The following is an 18,698-nucleotide window of genomic DNA, read 5'->3' as shown; positions in this document are numbered from 1 at the left end:
GGAGCCTTCGCCGGAGCCTTCGCCGGAGCCGTAGCCTTCGCCGGAGCCGTAGTTTTTGTACCTTTTAGTGCTTATATAGGCTGGCGTAGTTTTAAGGGGGATGAAAGAGATCCTTGGATTCGTTCATTTGCCATTGCTTTTGCTGCTACAGGTGGCACAAGTTTTCGTGGTGCTTATTTAACTGATGCTGATTTTACTGGTGCAACTCTGAAAAACACAGATTTCAGAACAGCAAATATAACACGCACTCGTTTTTATGAAGTCAAAAAACTTGATTTTGCTAGACCTGGTAATACTATATTGAGTAACCCTGCTGTTCTCAATTTGCTCATTACTCTAAATGGTAGGAGTAAATCTTATACTGGTGCTAACCTCAGAGGGGCAAACCTGAAAGATGCAGACTTGAAAGAGGCCAATTTAAAAGATGCTGATATTATTGAAGCCACTTTTCAAGGAGCTAATTTAGAATGGGCAAACCTGACTCTTGCTCAAGCCGTTGGTACTAATTTCACCAATGCTAAAATGACAGGTGCTTGTGTGAAAGCTTGGAATATTGAAAGTACAACTATATTAGATAATGTAGATTGTCGCTTTGTTTATCTTTTAGAAGATTGCAAACCAGTAACAGATAACCGCGAACGTCGTCCTAGCAGTGGGGAATTTCAACAAGGAGAATTTACAAAATTATTTGAAGAAGTTTTAAATACTGTTGATTTAATTTTCCGTGATGGTATTGACTGGAAAGCTTTTGTTAAGACTTTTCAAATTGTACAAGACGAAAATAAGGATACAGAATTATCTATCCAAAGTATCGAAAATAAAGATGGTACATTTGTTGTTAGAGTTAAGGTCTCTCTTAATGCAGACAAAGAGAGAATTCATCGTGAATTAATGCAAGAGTATCAATTAACACTCCAAGAGGTAGAAAGATATAGAACCTTGTCAGACAAACAGTATGAAGAAATAAAGGAACAGCGTAAAAATTTGACAGAAATGATGAATATTAGTCGCATTTTAGCAGAGAAAGCTGGTGATACTAAAACTGTTATATTTCAAAAGCAAGCAACAGATGTGGAGATTGATATGTCTAATAACGATTCTAGCCGTAATATTAATGTTGGCAGAGATTTTAATGCAAAAGGAACAATTAATTTAGGTGTAATTAGTGGTACAGTCACAAATACCATTAATGAATTACCATCTTCACCCGAACCAGAGAAACCGGGAATTAAAGAATTATTGACACAACTGCAAACAGCAATTGAGGCTGATAAAAATTTAAGTGAAGAAGATAAAGCTGAGGCTTTAGAACAAATCAAATCTTTAGCAGAAGCAGGTAAAAATCCTCAAGAAAGTGCGATGCAAAAAGCAGCGAAAACAGCAATCAAGATTTTGAAAGGGACAATTTCTAGCTTACCAAGTGCTGCAACTTTAGTTGAGCAATGTAGTAAACTTTTACCACTAATTTCTAGTGTTCTAGGTTTAGGTTAGAGGATATTTTAAATATTTTGGGCGAATAAAATTCGCAGCTATACAACCAAAGTCCACCTCCGTGGACTAACAAAAATCTGAAATTTAACCCACGAAGGTGGGTTTCGTCTGTGTAGATGCGGTTTCTAACGGCCCCTTTATAACCGCCCCCTTTCTAAAAATCCCGTTAAAATGAGAAATAGAACCTCCTTAACCAGAGATTAGTCACGAGGGATAAATCATGACTGCTATAACTTTACAAATACCAAAATCACTAAAATTCACAGATGATAAATTTGTGGAAATAGTCGCTGCTAATAAAGATTTACGTTTAGAACTATCGGCTCAAGGAGAATTAAGTATCATGTCACCAACAGGAGGAGAAACTGGAGATAGAAACCTAGAATTAGGCGGACAAGTTTGGTTCTGGAATCGCCAAAAAGGTTTAGGAAAAGCTTTTGATTCTTCCACAGGGTTTAAATTACCTAATGGTGCTACCCGTTCGCCTGATGTGTCTTGGATAAAAATAGAAAGATGGAATGAACTCACACCAGAACAAAGAAAAAGGTTTCTGCCCTTATGTCCTGATTTTGTGATTGAATTAGTTTCTGAAAGCGACGATTTAGCAGATACTCAAGCCAAAATGCGAGAATATATCGCCAATGGTTTGCGGTTAGGTTGGTTAATTAATCCTAAAAATAAACAAGTAGAAATATATCGCCAAAATCAAGAAATAGAAATTTTACAATCTCCTGCAAACTTATCAGGAGAAAATGTATTACCCGGTTTTATTTTAGATTTACAACCGATTTTTTCATGAAATATATAACCGTTCTTGGTGGGATGCCATACAATTGAAGGCGTAAATACTGCGCTCCTACCTTTTGAATTCTGCTGTACTTGACATAATTGGTACTCAAGACCCAAATATTTTAAAATCTAGCTTTTTTCACCATCAGGGAGAAATCCACACCCTAAATTGGGTGAGCATCGCGCTAGGATGTAATACATTAACGGCATAGTTTCAGGCGATTAGTTGCTATGGATATTTCTCACCTCAAGGCTGTGCAAGCCCCCTATTCCGGCGATAGCTCCTACCGGACACCGCCGCCAGATTTACCGTCTCTACTATTGAAGGAGCGGATTGTGTATCTGGGTATGCCACTTGTTCCGTCTGTTACGGAATTAATCGTCGCCCAATTGCTGTATTTGCAGTCCGATGATCCCGAAAAACCAATTAAAATCTACATCAACTCTACAGGTACTTCTGGTTACAGTGGCGAACCTATCGGTTTTGAAACCGAAGCCTTCGCTATCTATGACACTATGAAATATATCAAGCCTCCTATCCACACCATTTGTATTGGTTCGGCTATGGGTATGGCGGCGATGATTCTTAGTGCTGGAACAAAAGGCTGTCGTGCTAGTTTACCCAATTCTTCTATTATCCTGCACCAGCCTAAGAGCTATGCCCAAGGACAAGCTACGGATATTCAAATCCGTGCTAAGGAAGTTTTGGCAAATAAAGCTTCAATGGTGGAGATTCTATCTCACACGACTGAACAAGAAATAGCCAAAATTAGTAAGGATATGGATCGTCTGTTCTACATGACTCCCTACCAAGCTAGGGATTACGGTTTGATTGACAGAGTTTTTGAAAAAGAAGAACTCGCAAACCCCCCACTCCCCGCAAGTGTGCTTTAAGAAGGTGACAGGTGACAGGTGACAGGTGACAGTAAGAAGGCAAGAGGGAGGAGGCACTAATATAGGAGTTTATTCTTCCCAATTACCAATTATCAATTACCAATTCCCAATTCCCAATTACCAATTCCCAATTCCCCTAATAAATTAAAATTGGAGTCGTAAAAATGCCTATAGGCGTTCCTAAAGTTCCTTACCGGATGCCCGGTGGACAATATACAGATTGGATTAGCATTTATGATCGTCTTTACCGGGAAAGAATTATTTTCTTAGGAAGAGATGTAGATGACGAAATTGCCAACCAAATTATTGCCGTCATGCTGTATCTGGATTCCGATGATCCAGGGAAGGATATTTATTTATATATCAATTCCCCTGGCGGTATGGTGACATCTGGTTTGGCTATTTATGACACCATGCAACACATCAAATCTGATGTGGTGACAATCTGTGTCGGTTTAGCTGCTTCGATGGGATCTTTCCTATTGACTGCGGGTACAAAGGGTAAACGCATGGCTTTACCTCACTCCCGGATTATGATTCACCAACCTTCCGGAGGGACTCGCGGACAAGCTTCTGATATCGAAATTGAAGCTAGAGAAATTTTAAGAATCCGTAGTCAGCTAAATCAAATTTATGTTGATAATACAGGTCAACCTTTAGCCAAAATTGAAAAAGACATGGATCGTGATTTTTTCATGTCTGCTCAAGAAGCTAAGGAATACGGTTTAATTGATCGTGTTATTGAAGAACGTCCGTAGATAGTGCAGAATGATTCAAAATTCAAAATGTAAAGTTCAAAAGAATTAATACTGATTTTGAATTTTTAATTTTGAATTTTGAATTGGAGCGAATTAAGATGGATATTGAAGATTATTACCGTGTATTGGGTTTAAGGTCAGGCGCTTCTTTTGCTGATATTAAAGCATCCTATCGCCAACTGGTACAGCAATATCATCCTGATATCAATCCAGATGATCTCAAAGCAAAAGATAAATTTATTGCGGTGACGGAGGCTTATAAATTTCTCCAAACGTTATTACCAGTGGAAGAAATTAAGCCAAAGTCTAGTTATGTTAAAACTACAGTTTCTAAGCCTACAGAAGTCAAAACTCAACCAGCAGCACCAAAAACAACGGTTACATCTCATCCACCAAATTTAGAGGATATAGAACAACGGTTAAAGTGGAAGACGTATGAACAGTTACAGCGGTTTTTGCAGGAAAGACGTTTTCCTCAAGCGATCGCTCTAGCCGAGGCTTTACTGGCACGTTTACCAGCAGATGCGGAAGTGCGACAATGGTTAGCGATCGCTTATCAAATCTGGGGACGAGCGTTAATTACGGAAAAACAACTCCCAAAAGCCAGAATTTATCTAAAAAAAGCCCTAAAAACTGACCCATATAATAAAGCTCTATGGAATGAGGTACAGCAGGATTTACAACGTTTGGAAATCAAATTTTAAAGTAGTAAGCGATTTATCGCTTACTTTTAGGTTTTTAAATGGCCAAAGCCCTTACTACTAATTTTTATTTCTCTGCATGAATGTAATCTACAAAGTAGAATTTAGGGATGAGAGAAAATTGCAACCAACTATAAGCTGCTAAACCCAAAAGGGCTGTAATTACTAATGGTAAACCTAAATTAAGACGTAAACTATCAGGAAGAACAGCAACTCCAGAAATAGTAATTACAAAATATACTAAAAGTGCTATTTGCAATCTTTGGAAATTTTTGAGTGCATTTCTACAACTACTACAATGCTGGGTATGTTGTTTGTAACGATCCAACATTTCGGCACGGTTGTCATTGATTTTTGAGTTTTCTGAAACACTAAATCCTACCTCATTCCAAGGTAGCTGTCCTTGACAATATTTATCAAACCAATTGCGAAATTCCATTACTAAACGGTCTGCATTTGTCGGTAATTTATAGGCTGTTTTCCAGCTTTCACTTAATTGTTTTTGTTGAAGTAAATACTCTTGCTGATTTAGCAACATCATATCCCCATCTAATACTAGATTTCTCTCATAAATGTGATTCCACCAACGTGGTGTTAACCGATGCAAGCTTTTAGCAAAGTTGCGGGGAAATTGAGCTACAATTCTCGATTTACCAGGAGATATGGGGATACAATAAGTAACAAGTCCTAATTTTTTTCCAGAGTCACCAAAATTAATCGTATACTCTAATCTACATGGTGGTTCAAAAATTATTTTTGTTGGTAATCCTCTATCAATATCAACTTCAATTAAATTGATCGTTGATTGGATAATATTTATTGGTATAGGTCTAGCTTTATCTCGATTTCCCTGTACCCCATGATGAGAAAAAGGTACATGACTAGGATCTGCTACATTTTCAATCAGGGTTTGCCAATCATATTCTAAATCACGGACATAATTAGACCACACAAATCCTTGATTAGCGTCTAGTTGGGGTGATAAAGGTAGTGGTGTAGTGGCAGCTAGTTCTGTTGATTTAGCATCCGGCCAAACCCAAAGTAATTCATTTTCTTGTCGGACTGGAAAGGAAATTACACAAAAATTATCTTGATTTTTAGCAACAAGTTCGGGATTTTCGGCTTGGGGAATATGTGTACAAGTACCTTGATCATCAAATTGCCAACCGTGATAACTACACATTAAATTACCCGTTTTATCGTCTATTCTGCCTTCACTCAAGGGTGCAAGACGATGAGGACATTGATCTAAAAATACTCGATAATTTGCCGATGATTGAGGTTTCCAAATTACTAAACGCATTCCCAACAGGGTTACAGGTGTAGGCCGCTGTGGATTAATGTCTTCAATGGGTGAAAGAGGATACCAGTGTTGAAAAAAGTTAAATTCAGGCTGCATTTCGCTTCTATATTTAATAAACTAGGATATAAAAAATTGTATGTCTCAATCTGCGATCGCTGTAACCGTTAAGTTATTTGCTGCTTATCAAGAAGTCTGTGGTGTGTCTGAATTAGTATTGGATTTATCTGATGGTACACCAGTTAAAGCGGTGTGCGATCGCTTAATTGCTGAACACCCAGAATTGAGCAAATGGCGTGAATTAACTCGCTTTGGGATTAATTTCCAATTTGTTGAACCAGATACTATCCTCCAAAATGGTGATGAAGTGGTTTTAATTCCGCCAGTGAATGGTGGTTAAAATAAGGCTATATTAACACTAGAGAGGATTATAAAAACATGATCAGGTTTGTTTTCACCGCAATTTTGCTGATATTAGTCACAGCTTGTAGTAGTATTGCCCTATTACCGACACCGGAGTTAGTGCAGAAAGCGATCGCACTACAGCTAGAACAAACCCAGCAGCAGCTTAATCAACAGCTAGATTTAAATTTCCAAAAATTTAATATACAGCGCATATCTATTACCCAAGAACAACCCCTCACCATTGAAAACTTACCAGCTTATCGGGTGCAGGGAAATTATGACTTTACTATCAAATCACAAAAACGCAGTTTTAACCAAGTTCAAAAACCCTTTGAAGTTTATCTACAAATTCAGAAGGAAGGTAAAAGTTGGCGATTACTAATACCAGAAAAAAACCGTCAAAATTCTCAACCCAAATGGCATAGTTATTTAATAATTTAAAATTGATAATTGACAATTACCTAAAAAATAGAAGATTGAAAGTAAGGAAAGGTTTTAAAAATTATCAATTGTTAATGGAGAATATAAAATAATTTTATAACTTGATTTAACTTATTTGTACTAAATTAAGTGGATATTAGCTGCTATAATATAAGTAATACACCGCCTCACTGGAGATAGATGATAGACAGACCAAGTTTTTTGACTGAAATCTTGATACAATCAGGATTCTAACCTCATCAAAAAATATATCAATCTCAGATTTTGCCTGTGGGATCTGGTTGTTTAAGGTTAAACTTTGATATGCGGGAAGAAATAATTCTTTCCTTAATTATTGTAAAATTCACTTAACAAACAAAGATTTAGTTTGAGAAAGTGTCATCAGATACAAAGGAGAAATAACAGTGGAAGAAAATAATCAAGATACTAGTGTCAATCCCGAAGAAGGTACTCAGGGAATAATCGTAGTTGCTGGAGTCCGTCCCATTACTACAGGGACTTTACAAGTAGTTGATACCTACAACTCTATGGGAATTCGTCCCATAGGTGCAAACACATTCCAAGTGGTTGATAGCATTAACTTGTCTGGTATTCGTCCCATTGGTTCTAGTGCGTTAGCGATCGCTGACAACTATTCTATCTTCGGAAACCGTCCCATAGCCCCAAATACTTTTGATGATTCCGAAATTTTGATGGGTTTTCTAGATTAGTTACAAAGATCAATACCGTAGAGACTTTCTAGAGACTGTCTCTACACCCAAAAATAAAGTCCATTCTCATCGAAAAATGGCATTAGTCAGTTTTTTCCAACCTGGTTTTACCAATAAACTAGGTTGTTTTATTAGAAAAATTAAATTTCTCTTCATATCCAATTATTGTCAAAACCAATTAATTATCAATTTTAAAACTAGAATTTAATTATGCCAAATTCCCCAATTCTCTCCACACCTTTAAACTGGCAAGAAGACTATCCCTGTCCAGTTTGTCACATTGGTAAAATTTCCCAAATGCCAATGATGGAAGCTATGTCTTGTGATTTTTGTCATGAGATTTTTACCATCAATTTGGAACAACAGCAAATAAAAATGCCTGCGAGAGAACCCCCATTAATCTGGTCTTGGAATGGAGTTAAATGGACACAAACCCAATTAGGAGATGTGGAATTAAGTTGGGGTTATGGTTTAGCGGCAATTGCTTTTATTGTTTTACCTACTACTATCATCGGTATAACAACATATTATTTTCCGCCTACTCCTCATGATCCTGTAAGCTGGATTCCATTTATTTGGACAGTATTAACTTTTCTGTCACATTTAGCAATTATTGTGTGGATCTTGATTGAAGTTTATCAGATTCCTATAGTAGCATATTTGCGAGCCATCACTCGCTGGCGAGATGGATTAATTAGGTGAAAAAGTTGCGGAATTACAGAAAATTAAATTCTGAATTCTTTCTTGATAATCCCTGCTTTAATGCCAAAAGCAATCACAATTAATCGTTATACTGAACAAATGACTGCTTGAGACTCTAGTTGTTTACTGATCATATTCATATTCACCCATACATCATGACGAGCAGCGAACTGGAGCGGTACTACAGAATCTTAGAATTAGAGCCAGGGGCCACACTTGAAGAAATAAACCAGGCTTATAAAGATTTAGTGTTTGTTTGGCATCCGGATCGCCTCCCAAAAGACAACCTACGTTTACAACACAAGGCACAGGAAAAGCTGAAATCATTTAATGAAGCTCGTGACAGATTGCGTTCTTCTAGAGACAAGCAGCCCCTTCCTTCTTATTCTCAATCATCTCCAGAAGAAAAACGCTCATCTACTTACGTTTATACATCACAAACAACATATCAACAACCACAGGCAAATTCCGATTTAAGTGGTAAAGATTATAGCCGCGCCAATTTGAGTAATAGGGATTTATCAGGGCGAAATTTGAGCTATGCAAATCTTAGCGGCTCTAACCTCAGTGACACTTTTATGCACAAAGTAATTCTCAGAGGTGCGAATTTATCAGAAGCAAATTTATTTAGAGCTAACTTACTTTTAGCAGATTTAAGAGATGCCAATTTGCGCTCGGCAAATTTGATTGGTGCGGATCTCAGCGGTGCTGACTTGCGGGGTGCTGACTTGACGGGAGCGAGGATTCGTTCAGGCGATCGCCTACTGGTAAAATTAATTGGTGCTAACTTAGCTGGAGCTATCATGCCTGATGGTATAATTCATACGTGAACTACCCACACTGACCTGACGGTAAAGTGTTGGCTTCCTGCCCAACAGAAAGCACAGTAGTAGATTTCTTGAAGTAAGTTAACATTACTTATAATATAAAAAACTTAGTAATATTGCTTGCAAAGTAGATCACCAGTGATTACTATAGTAGTTGATAGCTACCAAATTAATAATATAGCCATGCTCCATGATATGTGAGAGAATCTGTTTCCTGTGACTTTACTCCATACCAGCGATCGCCCATGAAAGAGGAATGCTATGTTAACAAAATTTAATCATCCTGGTGGCTTCCTAATACCAGACACCCTTAGATATCTAAATAGTGTTAGGAGTAGTAGGGGCGTATCCCTAACGGGACTGGAAGCATCAGCATTCGGTGTAAGGGCGAAGCATTCGGAAAATAAATTTGGGAAAAAACCGATAATTAATCGTCCGAATGCTTCGCCCCTACATGGAAAAAACCGATAATTTATCACCCGAATGCTTCACCCTTACAGGAGTCAGGAGGAAGAATTAGAAAGAGATCAAGATAGTCTCTAATTTCGGTTATTAATCGGTAATTGTTAAGAATACTTTAATTTATTTTACTTCTATTAATGATTATGAACATTGCAATTATTGGCTGTGGTTATGTTGGTTATGCAGTTAGCAACTATTGGCATTCAAATAATAATTTGCTGCTAACAGCAACTACCACAAACCCAGATCGTGTCCCCACCATAGAAACAGTAGCACAAAGAGTTATCGTCACTCTTGGTAATGATATACAAACTCTAAAATCTGTATTAAAAAATCAAGAAGTCGTCCTACTAACTGTAGGGGCAAAAAATGCTGATTCCTATGAAGAAACTTATATAGACACAGCTAAAACTCTAGTTTCTCTCCTACCCCAATTTCCTAATATTCACCATGGTTGTAGGAAAACAAGCTCGCGGTATTAGTAAGGAAAGTAAACCAGAAACTCCAGATGAAAGATTAGCATATTACCTTAACTGCTTACCTCAAAGTCAGGGAGTAAAAGTAATTGGTAAAAATGTCATGCCTTATGAATCTACAAAGGCTTTTGTTGAAGCAGTATCCCCATTTATAGCTACTATTTCCCATAGATAAATTTGAGTTTTTGTAGGTTGGGTTAAGCGACAGCGCAACCCAACAAAAGTCCGTAAATGTTGGGTAACAAGAGCGTCAACCCAACCTACCTAATTTAATGTTTTTTGGTTCTTGAATCATACTGTAACTGCCATTTTGCCAATTAAATACTGTTTTCTTTTTCTGGAATCCATTTTGATTTTGAAATAAAACAAAAGTCGCTACAACTAACAAAAAATATCCAAAATATTTTTGTAATTTTTTACCATCAATAAATTGAGATAAATAAGCACCAAAAAAGCTGCCTGAACTAGCAGCAAGAATAAATGTTCCTATTAATTGCCAATCTAATTGAACTTGCCCTAAATACCCTAAAAATCCAGCCACAGCATTAGCAACTAGAATTAATAAAGAAGTCCCAATTGCTTCTTTCATAGGTGTTCTGCCCAAAATTACTAAAGCTGGAACTATCGCAAATCCTCCTCCCACTCCTACTAATCCTGTTAATATTCCTACTCCTAATCCTTCACTTAATAACCACAACCAACAATATTTACAAACTGGTGCTGTATAAACTAAATGGGGATTTTCTGCAAGATTTTGAGGAGATTTTTTACTACTACGCAAAATCATTAAACTTGCTGCTAACAACATCATTATTGCAAATAGCAGCATTTGTAAACTATCAGTAATAAAAGGTAATCCAGCAATTTTTGCTCCTAAAAAAGCACCCAACATGGTAGCAGAACCAAAAATTAATGCTTTTTTAAAATTGATATTTCCTTTTCTCCAATGAGGAATGACACCAATGAAACTTACTGTACCGACAATTACTAAAGTCATAGCGATCGCTGGTTTAGTCGGTACTCCCATCACATAAACTAAAATAGGTAATGCTAAGACAGAACCACCACCTCCTATTAATCCTAAGCTAATACCAATACCAGTTGCTAAAATATGCCCTAATATCCATATGAACATAATTTGTAATTCTTGATTATTTGACTTTTAGATCCCCAATTTATTTGAGAATTCAGGGATCTGAATTTTATTGAATTGATAGTTTATGTCCGTTGATTATAGGGTAATTTAGCTAAGAGCATTGCCATTGCACAGGTATTACTTACTCCTGCAAATACTAAACCTGCTCCGACAAAACCACTTAAAATTAAAAACCAAGGAGAAACAAAAGCACCTAATATAGTTCCAGTAAATACTAATGAACCAGCGACAATTTGCACTTGACGCATTAAACTAATTGGAGCATTTTTGTTAATCTTAGTTGGATATCCTGACTGTTTCCAAGCTGTAATTCCTCCCTCTAGTTGCCTAAATTCTATAAATCCAGAATTAACAAGTTTTTGCGCTGCTTGGTTGGAGCGATTTCCTGATTGACAGTAAATGACAATTTCTTTACCTTGAGTTAAAGAAATCTGTTCTGGCTGAAATTTAGAAAGGGGTAAAAGTTGCGCTTGGGGAATATGTTCTGCTGTATATTCTGAAGGTTCACGTACATCTATAAGTTGAATTTTTTCTTGTTCAATTAATTGTTGAACAGTCGCAGTATCAATTAATTGCAATTGAGAATTATATTTTGTCATTTTTTTACCTCTCAGTGATTAATTATTAACTAAAACTGCATTACCACAGCGTTCATTAGCTGGTAATGCTGCCATGATTTTTTGGGGATTGGGTAAGTTTAAATTGGACATAAAATGAATAAAACTGTCTCGATTATGTTGTGTAAATCGGGGATTATGTTGTTTTTCTTCCTGGATTGTGGAAACAGTAAAACCTTTATAATCATGTCCTGGATAAACTAAGGTTTCATCGGGAAGTGTAAACAGTTTTTGGGTGATGACATCAAATAATGTTCCTGCATTGCCACTTTGAAAATCAGTTCTTCCACAACCACGAATTAATAAAGAATCTCCTGTAAATAATCTTTCATTGTTGATTAAATAGGCTGCATGACTGTTTGTATGTCCTGGGGTAGCGATCGCTTGAATGATGATGCCATCTAGTTGTATAATTTCCTTATCTTTGATTTGTTTGTCAGCACAAGTGACAGGTGCATTGTCGGGAACAATTCCTAAACATCCAGTTAATTGACGTAATTTTCCTGTACCAGTTATATGATCTGCATGAATGTGAGTTTCAAAACAGTATCGTAGTACCAGTCCTAATTCCTTGATAAGTTGTAAATCTCGTTCTACTTGTTCTAGTACAGGATCTATTAAGATTGCTGCTTTTGTCTTTTCATCAGCAATTAAGTAAGTATATGTACTAGACTCATGATCAAAAAGTTGGCGAAATAACATTTTTTAACAGGGTTTGTTTTTATCTTTTTCTATTATATAGCTATATAGTAGAATAATCAACCAGAAATTCCTCCATATTTGAATTGTTCTATGTCAAACTTATTTCCAGGCGCTCTTAGCCAAGTTGCAGATTATTTCAAAGTGCTGTCAGAAGTCAGTCGCTTACAGGTATTATGTTGTTTAAAAACTGGTGCGAAGAATGTAACCGAAATTATTACTGAGACTGGATTAGGACAAGCTAATGTTTCCAAGCATCTTAAAGTTCTAGCACAGGCGGGTATTGTCAAAAGAACACCAGAGGGAGTAAGTGTAATCTATGAGATAGCTGACCCCATTTTATTCCAATTATGTGATTTAGTGTGCGATCGCCTAGCCGTGAGACTAGAAGAACAAACCAAGCAACTGGAAAAATTCAAGCTGTAAGGAACATGGACGTAGGGGCAAAGCATTCGGAAAATAGCCTTTGACAAAAATTAATAATAGCCCGAATGCTTCGCCCGTACAAGAATCCATGCGTCACTCTCTGCTGATTTCAGCTAAATTGTTCCTCTGCGTCTAAATTAAATAACATTTGCAGAGTTTGCATACATCGTCTTCTAGCTTCCACATCTTGCTGTGCGCGTAATTGCACCATTGGATCATGTAGAATCTTATTAACTATCCCTCTTGTCAAAGCTTCAATAACTTCTTGATGCTTTTCCCCAAACTCCGAACCCAAGCGAGATAAAGCCTTTTCTAACTCTTGTTCGCGGATGCTTTCAATCTTATTCCGTAGAGAACTGATAGTGGAAACAGTTTCCAAACTCCGCCACCAGATATCAAAAGCTTCAACTTCCTCATCGAGGATTTTCTCAGCTTCTAGCGCCATTTGTCGGCGACTTTCATAATTTTGCGCGACAACAGCCTTCAAATCATCAACATTAAAAGCCTTGACATTGGGCAAATTATTAACATCTGCATCCACATTGCGAGGAACAGAAATATCAAATAACATCAATTGTTGATTTGGTTCTAACACCGTTTCCAACTTAGCCCGGTCTAGAATTGGTTCAGTTGAAGAAGTGCTAGTAAATACAATATCACTAGCAGCAATCACTGACATCATTTCCGGCAGTAGATGGATTTGTATAGGTTGTTCCGAGAACTGTTTAGCTAATTCCTCAGCCCTACCACGGGAACGATTAACAATACTAATTTGAGTTGCACCTTTAGAAATCAGGTGTTGTACAAGTAACCGGGACATTTTCCCAGCACCGAGAATTGAGACACGATAAGTAGATAAATTTTCTACTTTCATTTGGGCTAATTCCACAGCCGCAGAACTAATAGAAACTGCACCAGTCCCAATACTGGTTTCTGTGCGAACTCTTTTACCCGCTGTCAGAGCTTGTTTAAATAGACGATTTAAAATGGTTTTGATACCCTTAAATTGCTGTCCAAGTTTATGAGTATTCTTAACTTGAGCTAAAATTTGACCTTCGCCTAAAACTAAACTATCTAAACCAGCAGCTACTCGCAAAATATGTGTAATAGCATCAGCATGAAGCAACATAAATAAATGATGCCGCAAAGACATGATTGGCAGTTTGCTATGTTCAGAAAGGAATTGAGTAACTTCGTGAATCCCTTGGGTAGTTTCGTTACTAACGATGTAAATTTCTAAGCGGTTACAAGTGCTGAGGATAGCAACTTCATCAATATGAGGATAACTGAGAAGATGAGCGATCGCTGCTTCAGTTTGTGGTTCAGGAATACTTAGTTTTTCTCTAACTTCTACGGGGGCTGTTTTATGGCTTAACCCCACCACTGCAATATTCATTTCTTAAATTAATTGGTAATTGGTCAGTTGTCAGTTGTCAATTGTCAGTTGTCAGTGGCTAGTAACAACGGACTAATGACCACTGACTACTGACTAGTTCCTACCGCAGTTGGATAGTCTTGGGTTCATCCCATAGGTGAACTGTATCAACAAACCGAGCAGTTTTGGATTGGCTAGAAATAACCAAGCTTTGGGTTCTAGCACCACCGTGGAAGAAGCGCACGCCATCCATCAGAGTTCCAGGAGTGATACCGCAACCTGCGAATAGCACTGTTTCACCAGAAGCTAATTCATCAGCGTTATAAACTCTGTCTCCATCAGTAATACCCATTTCGTTTAAACGAGCCAGATTACCTTCTCTGCTTTCGCCAATTAAACCGGTTTGTACTACTTCTGGATCGTAGATTAGTTGTCCTTGGAAGTGTCCACCTAAGCAGCGTAAAGCCGCAGCAGAAATTACACCTTCAGGTGCTGCACCGATACCCATCAAGGCATGAATATTAGTACCAGAGAAAGCGCAACAAATAGCAGCAGAAACGTCACCATCACTAATGAGTCTAACTCTTGCTCCAGCGGTGCGAATTTCTTGAATTAGTTCTTTGTGACGGGGACGATCCATCACTACTACCACTAATTCCTCAATAGCACGATTTAAGCATTCAGAGAGGATTTTAAGGTTTTCTGTAGCGGACTTGTTGATGTCAACATGACCTCTAGCGGCTGCTGGTGCTGCGAGTTTCTTCATGTAGAAGTCAGGAGCAGCAAATAAACCGCCTTTTTCGGAAATAGCCAAAACCGCCATAGAGCCATTTTGACCATAAGCAACCAGGTTAGTACCTTCGCAAGGGTCAACAGCGATGTCAATTTCAACTAATTCATCAGGGTTACAGAAATTTTTAGCATCTGCTTGGGTACAGATACCAACTTCTTCACCAATGTAAAGCATGGGAGCTTCGTCGCGTTCGCCTTCACCAATTACGATGCGTCCACGCATATGGATTTTGTTCATCCGTTCCCGCATGGCTTCCACTGCTACTTGGTCAGCAATGTTCTTTTCGCCCTTACCCATCCATTTCGAGGAAGCGATCGCCGCTTGCTCTACTACTTCAATAATCTCTAGCCCAAGTGTATTTTCCACGAAGTCTGTCCTCTAAGTTGCTTGTCTTAGCGTCGTTTTAACAGCTATTTCAGTTTTCAAGTCTACCAAAGTGCGGATACAGATGGAAAAAAGACTTGACGAGTACCGCAAGACAGAATTTAAAATTTAAAATTTAAAATTCAAAAAGCAGGTTGCACAAGCTTTTGAGAAATTTTTGATGGCTAATTATTTTTGTCACGCTACACTAGCAACTATGTTAAGTTTTGCGAATAAGGCATAATCCCAAATAAAGCGGATCACTACTAAAATCGCTACACTGCGAAATGATAACCTGATCATATACTGAAATTTTGTAGGGCTGGATTTTTATGACATCCTATGCAACCTCCTCTGCTAAAGCAGAAATGAGTGAACTCCGGCGGTTGAAAAGCTTACTACCGCCAGAATTACAAAGTTGGGTAATAGTTGAAGGCACAACAGAAGTTAATCCATCCCTGATCCGTTGTGAAGAAATTGGCAAAGACCAAGTAGAAATTCAAATTGACTTGGTGAAATGGGATGCTTTAGCAATGGATCAGCGTAATTTGCTGTTCTGGCACGAAGTTGCACGCGTTCAAAATGACACCATTCCCAAAGATGGTTGGGAAATGGCAGCATTAGCCATTGGTTTAGGCGGTGCAGTCGGTGAATTATGGGTACAAGATGGATTATTACTAGTTTTAGCCTTGGCGCTATGTGGTGTCTCTGGTTGGCGACTATATCAAAAAAATAATGGGGAAAAACAAATCAAAGAGTTGCTAGACGCTGATGAAAAAGCGATCGCCCTAGCAACACGCTTTGGTTATAGTCTACCCAATGCTTATAAAAGTCTTGGTAGCGCCTTAAAAACCTTAGTTGAAAATACTCCTAGTAAGCGTCAGCGTTCTCGATATGAAGCTAGACTTTCTGCTCTCAAACGCAGCGCCAACAAAGCCAAAGCTAAATCTCGAAATGGCGACTCTGGTGAATTGTAGAATTGACCAAATTGTGGGTTGGGTGCTGCCCATCCCACTGTTCAAAAATTGATAATGGACAATTGATAATGGACAATTGACAATTGACAATGGTTGAAAACCTTTGTTTTAAAGGAGAAAAGCCAAAAAAATCTTCTTTCTCAATTCTCGCACTTCCAGAGCGAGGTAATTGTCAATTGTCAACTACTAAAACTTGTTATTTTCTTGACGAAAACTTTTTAAAAGGCTACATCTGGTTTAACATTTTATGGGTCTGAGGAATAACACGCACGTGCTTAACAAATCGCTTCATTAAGACTTGCCATTCTAAAACCTGTTCTGGAGTTGGGGCTACCATCACCACCGAACTAAATTCTTGAGCGGGAGTTAAAGGAGTCACCGGTTGTAAAAATACCGGTATATCCTCATTAACTTCCGCAACTAATAAAGCTGATCGTTCCAACTCTTCGGGAACTGTACCTTGGGACACAATTATTTTGACAAATACTTCTAACTTAGTGTTAGAGCAGAGTTGGAGAAACCTTGAATGTTCTGCCCAATAAGTTTCGCCACTCACACTGGGTAGTTTTAAATCCATACCCACAGAGTCTAAATAAGGGAGAATTATTTCCAACTGTTCTGGCCGATGTCCGCCTGTTTCTAGATAAATTGGCAAATTAGTCAGCGATCGCACTGCTGGCAAAAATTCGGCCAAAAATTGTGCATGAAGCAGAGGTTCTCCTCCAGTTAAGCTAATGCTATCGTGGATAGAAGGTAAGTTTTGTCTAGCAATCCATTCTAGTAATACAGGTAATTGGACAGGATTTGTATGAACTTCAAAATCCCTTAGTCCCGGAAAAGACTCAACTCGACAGGTAGGGGGTGCATTCCAAGTATGGGCGCTATCGCAAAAGCAGCAGCGCAAATCGCAAAAAGCAAAACGAATAAAAATTTGGCGTGTCCCTACGTTCATACCTTCGCCTTGAATGGCAGAAAAGACTTCAATCAGGCGTGCAGTAGAGTTAACTTTATTGTTAGTAATCATATGATCATCAGAAGAAACAAGTCGAGTCACCTTGGCAAAATAGCGAGAATTTAATTTGATCAACTTCTTCTATTGTGAACCTAGACGGACTAAATACTGTCTGATTTTTAAAGATCCGGTAACTTGTGCTTGATCATACAGATTAAAAATAAGGTTAGTAGTTTTTTGAAGACAAAACAACATTCGACAGATTAGATTGTAAATGGCAACTAAAGTGCAGAGCTTCATGAGTAGCCAACCTTTACCAACAGACTTTCCAGTGATTTACCTAGAAGGATCGGCAATCTTGCAGATGCCCATTAGGTTGACTGTGCTTGAGGCTGTCAGTTTTAAGCAAACTTGCCAAAACTTAATTCAAGCAGATTCACCCCCTGAAAAAATTTTCATTGATTTCCAAAATACTACTTTTATGGATAGTAGTGGTTTAGGTTCTTTAGTGAGTAATTTTAAAAATTCTCAGGAAAAGGGAATCCAAGTGATATTACGTCATGTTACTCCCCAAGTCATGGCAGTTTTGACCCTGACGGGATTAGATCAGGTATTTCCCATTGAATCCCTTTGGACCCTAGCGCCAATAGCCACAGATAAGCCCACAGATACCGGAAAACAACATTCTCGCAAAGCAGACCCACTCCCCCAAACTCATCCTTCCGTAGCATCTTGGATGAAACGGTTAATTGATATTGTCGGCTCATTAGTCGGTTTAGTAATTACATCTATTTTATTAATTCCCATTGCGATCGCTATCCAAATTGACGATCCCGGTCCGATTTTCTTTAAACAAACCCGCTGTGGTTGGATGGGTAAGCGTTTTGCGATTTGGAAATTTCGCTCTATGTGTGTAGATGCCGAAGCTAGAAAATCCCAAATTAAAAACCAAGTACAAGGCGCTTTCTTTAAAAATGATAATGACCCCAGAATTACCAAAGTAGGCAACTTTCTCCGCCGCACAAGTCTCGATGAATTACCTCAATTTTGGAACGTCCTCAAAGGAGAAATGAGTTTAGTCGGAACTCGACCACCTACACCTGACGAAGTAGAACGCTATGAAGTCCCAGAGTGGCAACGTTTAGACGTTAAACCCGGCATGACTGGTGAATGGCAAGTTAAAGGCCGTTCTAAAGTCCGCAGTTTTGAGGATGTGATTCGCTTAGATTTACAATATCAACAAAATTGGAGCTTAGTTTACGATTTACAGTTAATTTTCAAAACCATCACTATTTTATTTAATAAAAACAGTGGGGCTGTTTAGTTAACTTTTTGGCTGATCATTTGCTACTCAATAAGCGGCACGAAAATTTACCTATATAAT

General features: G+C 38.1%; 22 protein-coding genes and 1 pseudogene. 16 read left to right on the top strand and 7 right to left on the bottom strand.

Annotation, left to right across the window (positions count from 1 at the left end; translation table 11 throughout):
* From FJR04_RS11890 to FJR04_RS11870, 5 genes are all read left to right on the top strand, one after another.
* A partial coding sequence (locus FJR04_RS11890; RefSeq protein WP_168494913.1) for a pentapeptide repeat-containing protein occupies positions 1-1,491 on the top strand: 1,491 nt, incomplete at its 5' end.
* 220 nt (positions 1,492-1,711) lie between these two features.
* Positions 1,712-2,290, top strand: coding sequence for a Uma2 family endonuclease (locus tag FJR04_RS11885; RefSeq protein WP_168494911.1), 579 nt, complete (start codon positions 1,712-1,714; stop codon positions 2,288-2,290).
* 221 nt (positions 2,291-2,511) lie between these two features.
* Positions 2,512-3,174, top strand: a complete 663-nt coding sequence (locus tag FJR04_RS11880; protein ID WP_168494909.1) for an ATP-dependent Clp protease proteolytic subunit — start codon at positions 2,512-2,514, stop codon at positions 3,172-3,174.
* A gap of 164 nt (positions 3,175-3,338) precedes the next feature.
* Positions 3,339-3,932 carry an ATP-dependent Clp protease proteolytic subunit gene (locus tag FJR04_RS11875; RefSeq protein ID WP_168494907.1) on the top strand — a complete coding sequence of 198 codons (594 nt, stop codon included), beginning with the start codon at positions 3,339-3,341 and terminating at the stop codon, positions 3,930-3,932.
* Positions 3,933-4,030: 98 nt separating this feature from the next.
* Positions 4,031-4,636, top strand: a complete 606-nt coding sequence (locus FJR04_RS11870; protein WP_168494905.1) for a J domain-containing protein — start codon at positions 4,031-4,033, stop codon at positions 4,634-4,636.
* A gap of 64 nt (positions 4,637-4,700) precedes the next feature.
* Here the strand turns inward: FJR04_RS11870 and FJR04_RS11865 are convergent, their stop codons facing one another.
* Positions 4,701-6,032 (bottom strand): Rieske 2Fe-2S domain-containing protein, encoded by a 1,332-nt coding sequence (locus FJR04_RS11865; protein ID WP_168494903.1) that lies wholly within the window; start codon positions 6,030-6,032, stop codon positions 4,701-4,703.
* A gap of 40 nt (positions 6,033-6,072) precedes the next feature.
* Here FJR04_RS11865 and FJR04_RS11860 point away from each other — a divergent pair, with 40 nt between their 5' ends.
* The 8 genes and pseudogenes from FJR04_RS11860 (at position 6,073) to FJR04_RS11825 (ending at position 10,131) form a co-directional block, all read left to right on the top strand.
* Entirely contained in the window at positions 6,073-6,333 is a 261-nt protein-coding gene (locus tag FJR04_RS11860) for a MoaD/ThiS family protein (RefSeq protein ID WP_168494895.1), read from the top strand.
* A 38-nt stretch (positions 6,334-6,371) separates the two neighbouring features.
* The gene (locus tag FJR04_RS11855; protein WP_168494893.1) at positions 6,372-6,779 is read left to right on the top strand and encodes a hypothetical protein; all 408 of its coding nucleotides are present in this window, start codon (positions 6,372-6,374) and stop codon (positions 6,777-6,779) included.
* 404 nt (positions 6,780-7,183) lie between these two features.
* Positions 7,184-7,489, top strand: coding sequence for a hypothetical protein (locus FJR04_RS11850; protein WP_168494891.1), 306 nt, complete (start codon positions 7,184-7,186; stop codon positions 7,487-7,489).
* A gap of 210 nt (positions 7,490-7,699) precedes the next feature.
* The gene (locus FJR04_RS11845; RefSeq protein ID WP_168494889.1) at positions 7,700-8,191 is read left to right on the top strand and encodes a hypothetical protein; all 492 of its coding nucleotides are present in this window, start codon (positions 7,700-7,702) and stop codon (positions 8,189-8,191) included.
* 155 nt (positions 8,192-8,346) lie between these two features.
* The gene (locus FJR04_RS11840) at positions 8,347-9,021 is read left to right on the top strand and encodes a pentapeptide repeat-containing protein (RefSeq protein ID WP_168494887.1); all 675 of its coding nucleotides are present in this window, start codon (positions 8,347-8,349) and stop codon (positions 9,019-9,021) included.
* A gap of 258 nt (positions 9,022-9,279) precedes the next feature.
* A complete protein-coding gene (locus FJR04_RS11835; protein ID WP_168494885.1) occupies positions 9,280-9,489 on the top strand; it encodes a hypothetical protein in 210 nt (69 codons plus the stop codon).
* A 134-nt stretch (positions 9,490-9,623) separates the two neighbouring features.
* A pseudogene (locus FJR04_RS11830) lies at positions 9,624-9,926 on the top strand (NAD(P)-binding domain-containing protein); the annotation flags it as partial.
* A 4-nt stretch (positions 9,927-9,930) separates the two neighbouring features.
* Positions 9,931-10,131 carry a hypothetical protein gene (locus FJR04_RS11825; protein ID WP_174763533.1) on the top strand — a complete coding sequence of 67 codons (201 nt, stop codon included), beginning with the start codon at positions 9,931-9,933 and terminating at the stop codon, positions 10,129-10,131.
* Positions 10,132-10,206: 75 nt separating this feature from the next.
* On the opposite strand, the gene FJR04_RS11820 is transcribed toward FJR04_RS11825, so the two are convergent.
* The 3 genes from FJR04_RS11820 to FJR04_RS11810 all read right to left on the bottom strand — a co-directional run bounded on the left by FJR04_RS11820 (position 10,207) and on the right by FJR04_RS11810 (position 12,431).
* Complete coding sequence (locus FJR04_RS11820; RefSeq protein ID WP_168494881.1) at positions 10,207-11,091, bottom strand: sulfite exporter TauE/SafE family protein; 885 nt, start codon at positions 11,089-11,091, stop codon at positions 10,207-10,209.
* Between the two features lie 83 nt (positions 11,092-11,174).
* Positions 11,175-11,711 (bottom strand): rhodanese-like domain-containing protein, encoded by a 537-nt coding sequence (locus FJR04_RS11815; protein ID WP_168494879.1) that lies wholly within the window; start codon positions 11,709-11,711, stop codon positions 11,175-11,177.
* Positions 11,712-11,729: 18 nt separating this feature from the next.
* Positions 11,730-12,431 (bottom strand): MBL fold metallo-hydrolase, encoded by a 702-nt coding sequence (locus tag FJR04_RS11810; RefSeq protein ID WP_168494877.1) that lies wholly within the window; start codon positions 12,429-12,431, stop codon positions 11,730-11,732.
* A gap of 90 nt (positions 12,432-12,521) precedes the next feature.
* Here FJR04_RS11810 and FJR04_RS11805 point away from each other — a divergent pair, with 90 nt between their 5' ends.
* On the top strand, positions 12,522-12,854 hold the full coding sequence (locus FJR04_RS11805) for a helix-turn-helix transcriptional regulator (protein WP_168494875.1): 333 nt from the start codon (positions 12,522-12,524) through the stop codon (positions 12,852-12,854).
* Positions 12,855-12,963: 109 nt separating this feature from the next.
* Here FJR04_RS11805 and FJR04_RS11800 read toward each other — a convergent pair whose 3' ends face one another.
* Positions 12,964-14,250 carry a glutamyl-tRNA reductase gene (locus FJR04_RS11800; protein WP_168494873.1) on the bottom strand — a complete coding sequence of 429 codons (1,287 nt, stop codon included), beginning with the start codon at positions 14,248-14,250 and terminating at the stop codon, positions 12,964-12,966.
* A gap of 100 nt (positions 14,251-14,350) precedes the next feature.
* Entirely contained in the window at positions 14,351-15,388 is a 1,038-nt protein-coding gene (glpX, locus tag FJR04_RS11795; protein ID WP_168494871.1) for a class II fructose-bisphosphatase, read from the bottom strand.
* Between the two features lie 329 nt (positions 15,389-15,717).
* Between glpX and FJR04_RS11790 the strand changes: the two genes are divergently transcribed.
* Entirely contained in the window at positions 15,718-16,362 is a 645-nt protein-coding gene (locus tag FJR04_RS11790; RefSeq protein WP_168494869.1) for a DUF3318 domain-containing protein, read from the top strand.
* Positions 16,363-16,588: 226 nt separating this feature from the next.
* Here the strand turns inward: FJR04_RS11790 and FJR04_RS11785 are convergent, their stop codons facing one another.
* Positions 16,589-17,386, bottom strand: a complete 798-nt coding sequence (locus tag FJR04_RS11785; protein WP_168494954.1) for a 7-carboxy-7-deazaguanine synthase QueE — start codon at positions 17,384-17,386, stop codon at positions 16,589-16,591.
* Positions 17,387-17,588: 202 nt separating this feature from the next.
* Here FJR04_RS11785 and FJR04_RS11780 point away from each other — a divergent pair, with 202 nt between their 5' ends.
* On the top strand, positions 17,589-18,638 hold the full coding sequence (locus tag FJR04_RS11780) for a sugar transferase (RefSeq protein WP_168494867.1): 1,050 nt from the start codon (positions 17,589-17,591) through the stop codon (positions 18,636-18,638).
* Positions 18,639-18,698 lie beyond the last annotated feature (60 nt).

Source organism: Anabaena sp. UHCC 0204 (assembly GCF_009711975.1).
Classification (GTDB): Bacteria; Cyanobacteriota; Cyanobacteriia; order Cyanobacteriales; family Nostocaceae; genus Dolichospermum.
Note: the sequence above shows the minus strand (reverse complement) of the source record. Positions and strands in the feature narration are given on the sequence as shown.

Coding starts and splice junctions, on each gene's coding strand:
- FJR04_RS11860 (WP_168494895.1), top strand. CDS start 6,073: ATGTCTCAATCTGCGATCGCTGTAACCGTTAAGTTATTTGCTGCTTAT.
- FJR04_RS11865 (WP_168494903.1), bottom strand. CDS start 6,032: ATGCAGCCTGAATTTAACTTTTTTCAACACTGGTATCCTCTTTCACCC.
- FJR04_RS11810 (WP_168494877.1), bottom strand. CDS start 12,431: ATGTTATTTCGCCAACTTTTTGATCATGAGTCTAGTACATATACTTAC.
- FJR04_RS11835 (WP_168494885.1), top strand. CDS start 9,280: ATGTTAACAAAATTTAATCATCCTGGTGGCTTCCTAATACCAGACACC.
- FJR04_RS11870 (WP_168494905.1), top strand. CDS start 4,031: ATGGATATTGAAGATTATTACCGTGTATTGGGTTTAAGGTCAGGCGCT.
- FJR04_RS11885 (WP_168494911.1), top strand. CDS start 1,712: ATGACTGCTATAACTTTACAAATACCAAAATCACTAAAATTCACAGAT.
- FJR04_RS11805 (WP_168494875.1), top strand. CDS start 12,522: ATGTCAAACTTATTTCCAGGCGCTCTTAGCCAAGTTGCAGATTATTTC.
- FJR04_RS11780 (WP_168494867.1), top strand. CDS start 17,589: ATGGCAACTAAAGTGCAGAGCTTCATGAGTAGCCAACCTTTACCAACA.
- FJR04_RS11880 (WP_168494909.1), top strand. CDS start 2,512: ATGGATATTTCTCACCTCAAGGCTGTGCAAGCCCCCTATTCCGGCGAT.
- FJR04_RS11790 (WP_168494869.1), top strand. CDS start 15,718: ATGACATCCTATGCAACCTCCTCTGCTAAAGCAGAAATGAGTGAACTC.
- FJR04_RS11840 (WP_168494887.1), top strand. CDS start 8,347: ATGACGAGCAGCGAACTGGAGCGGTACTACAGAATCTTAGAATTAGAG.
- FJR04_RS11845 (WP_168494889.1), top strand. CDS start 7,700: ATGCCAAATTCCCCAATTCTCTCCACACCTTTAAACTGGCAAGAAGAC.
- FJR04_RS11855 (WP_168494893.1), top strand. CDS start 6,372: ATGATCAGGTTTGTTTTCACCGCAATTTTGCTGATATTAGTCACAGCT.
- FJR04_RS11800 (WP_168494873.1), bottom strand. CDS start 14,250: ATGAATATTGCAGTGGTGGGGTTAAGCCATAAAACAGCCCCCGTAGAA.
- FJR04_RS11875 (WP_168494907.1), top strand. CDS start 3,339: ATGCCTATAGGCGTTCCTAAAGTTCCTTACCGGATGCCCGGTGGACAA.
- FJR04_RS11815 (WP_168494879.1), bottom strand. CDS start 11,711: ATGACAAAATATAATTCTCAATTGCAATTAATTGATACTGCGACTGTT.
- FJR04_RS11825 (WP_174763533.1), top strand. CDS start 9,931: ATGGTTGTAGGAAAACAAGCTCGCGGTATTAGTAAGGAAAGTAAACCA.
- FJR04_RS11820 (WP_168494881.1), bottom strand. CDS start 11,091: ATGTTCATATGGATATTAGGGCATATTTTAGCAACTGGTATTGGTATT.
- FJR04_RS11785 (WP_168494954.1), bottom strand. CDS start 17,386: ATGATTACTAACAATAAAGTTAACTCTACTGCACGCCTGATTGAAGTC.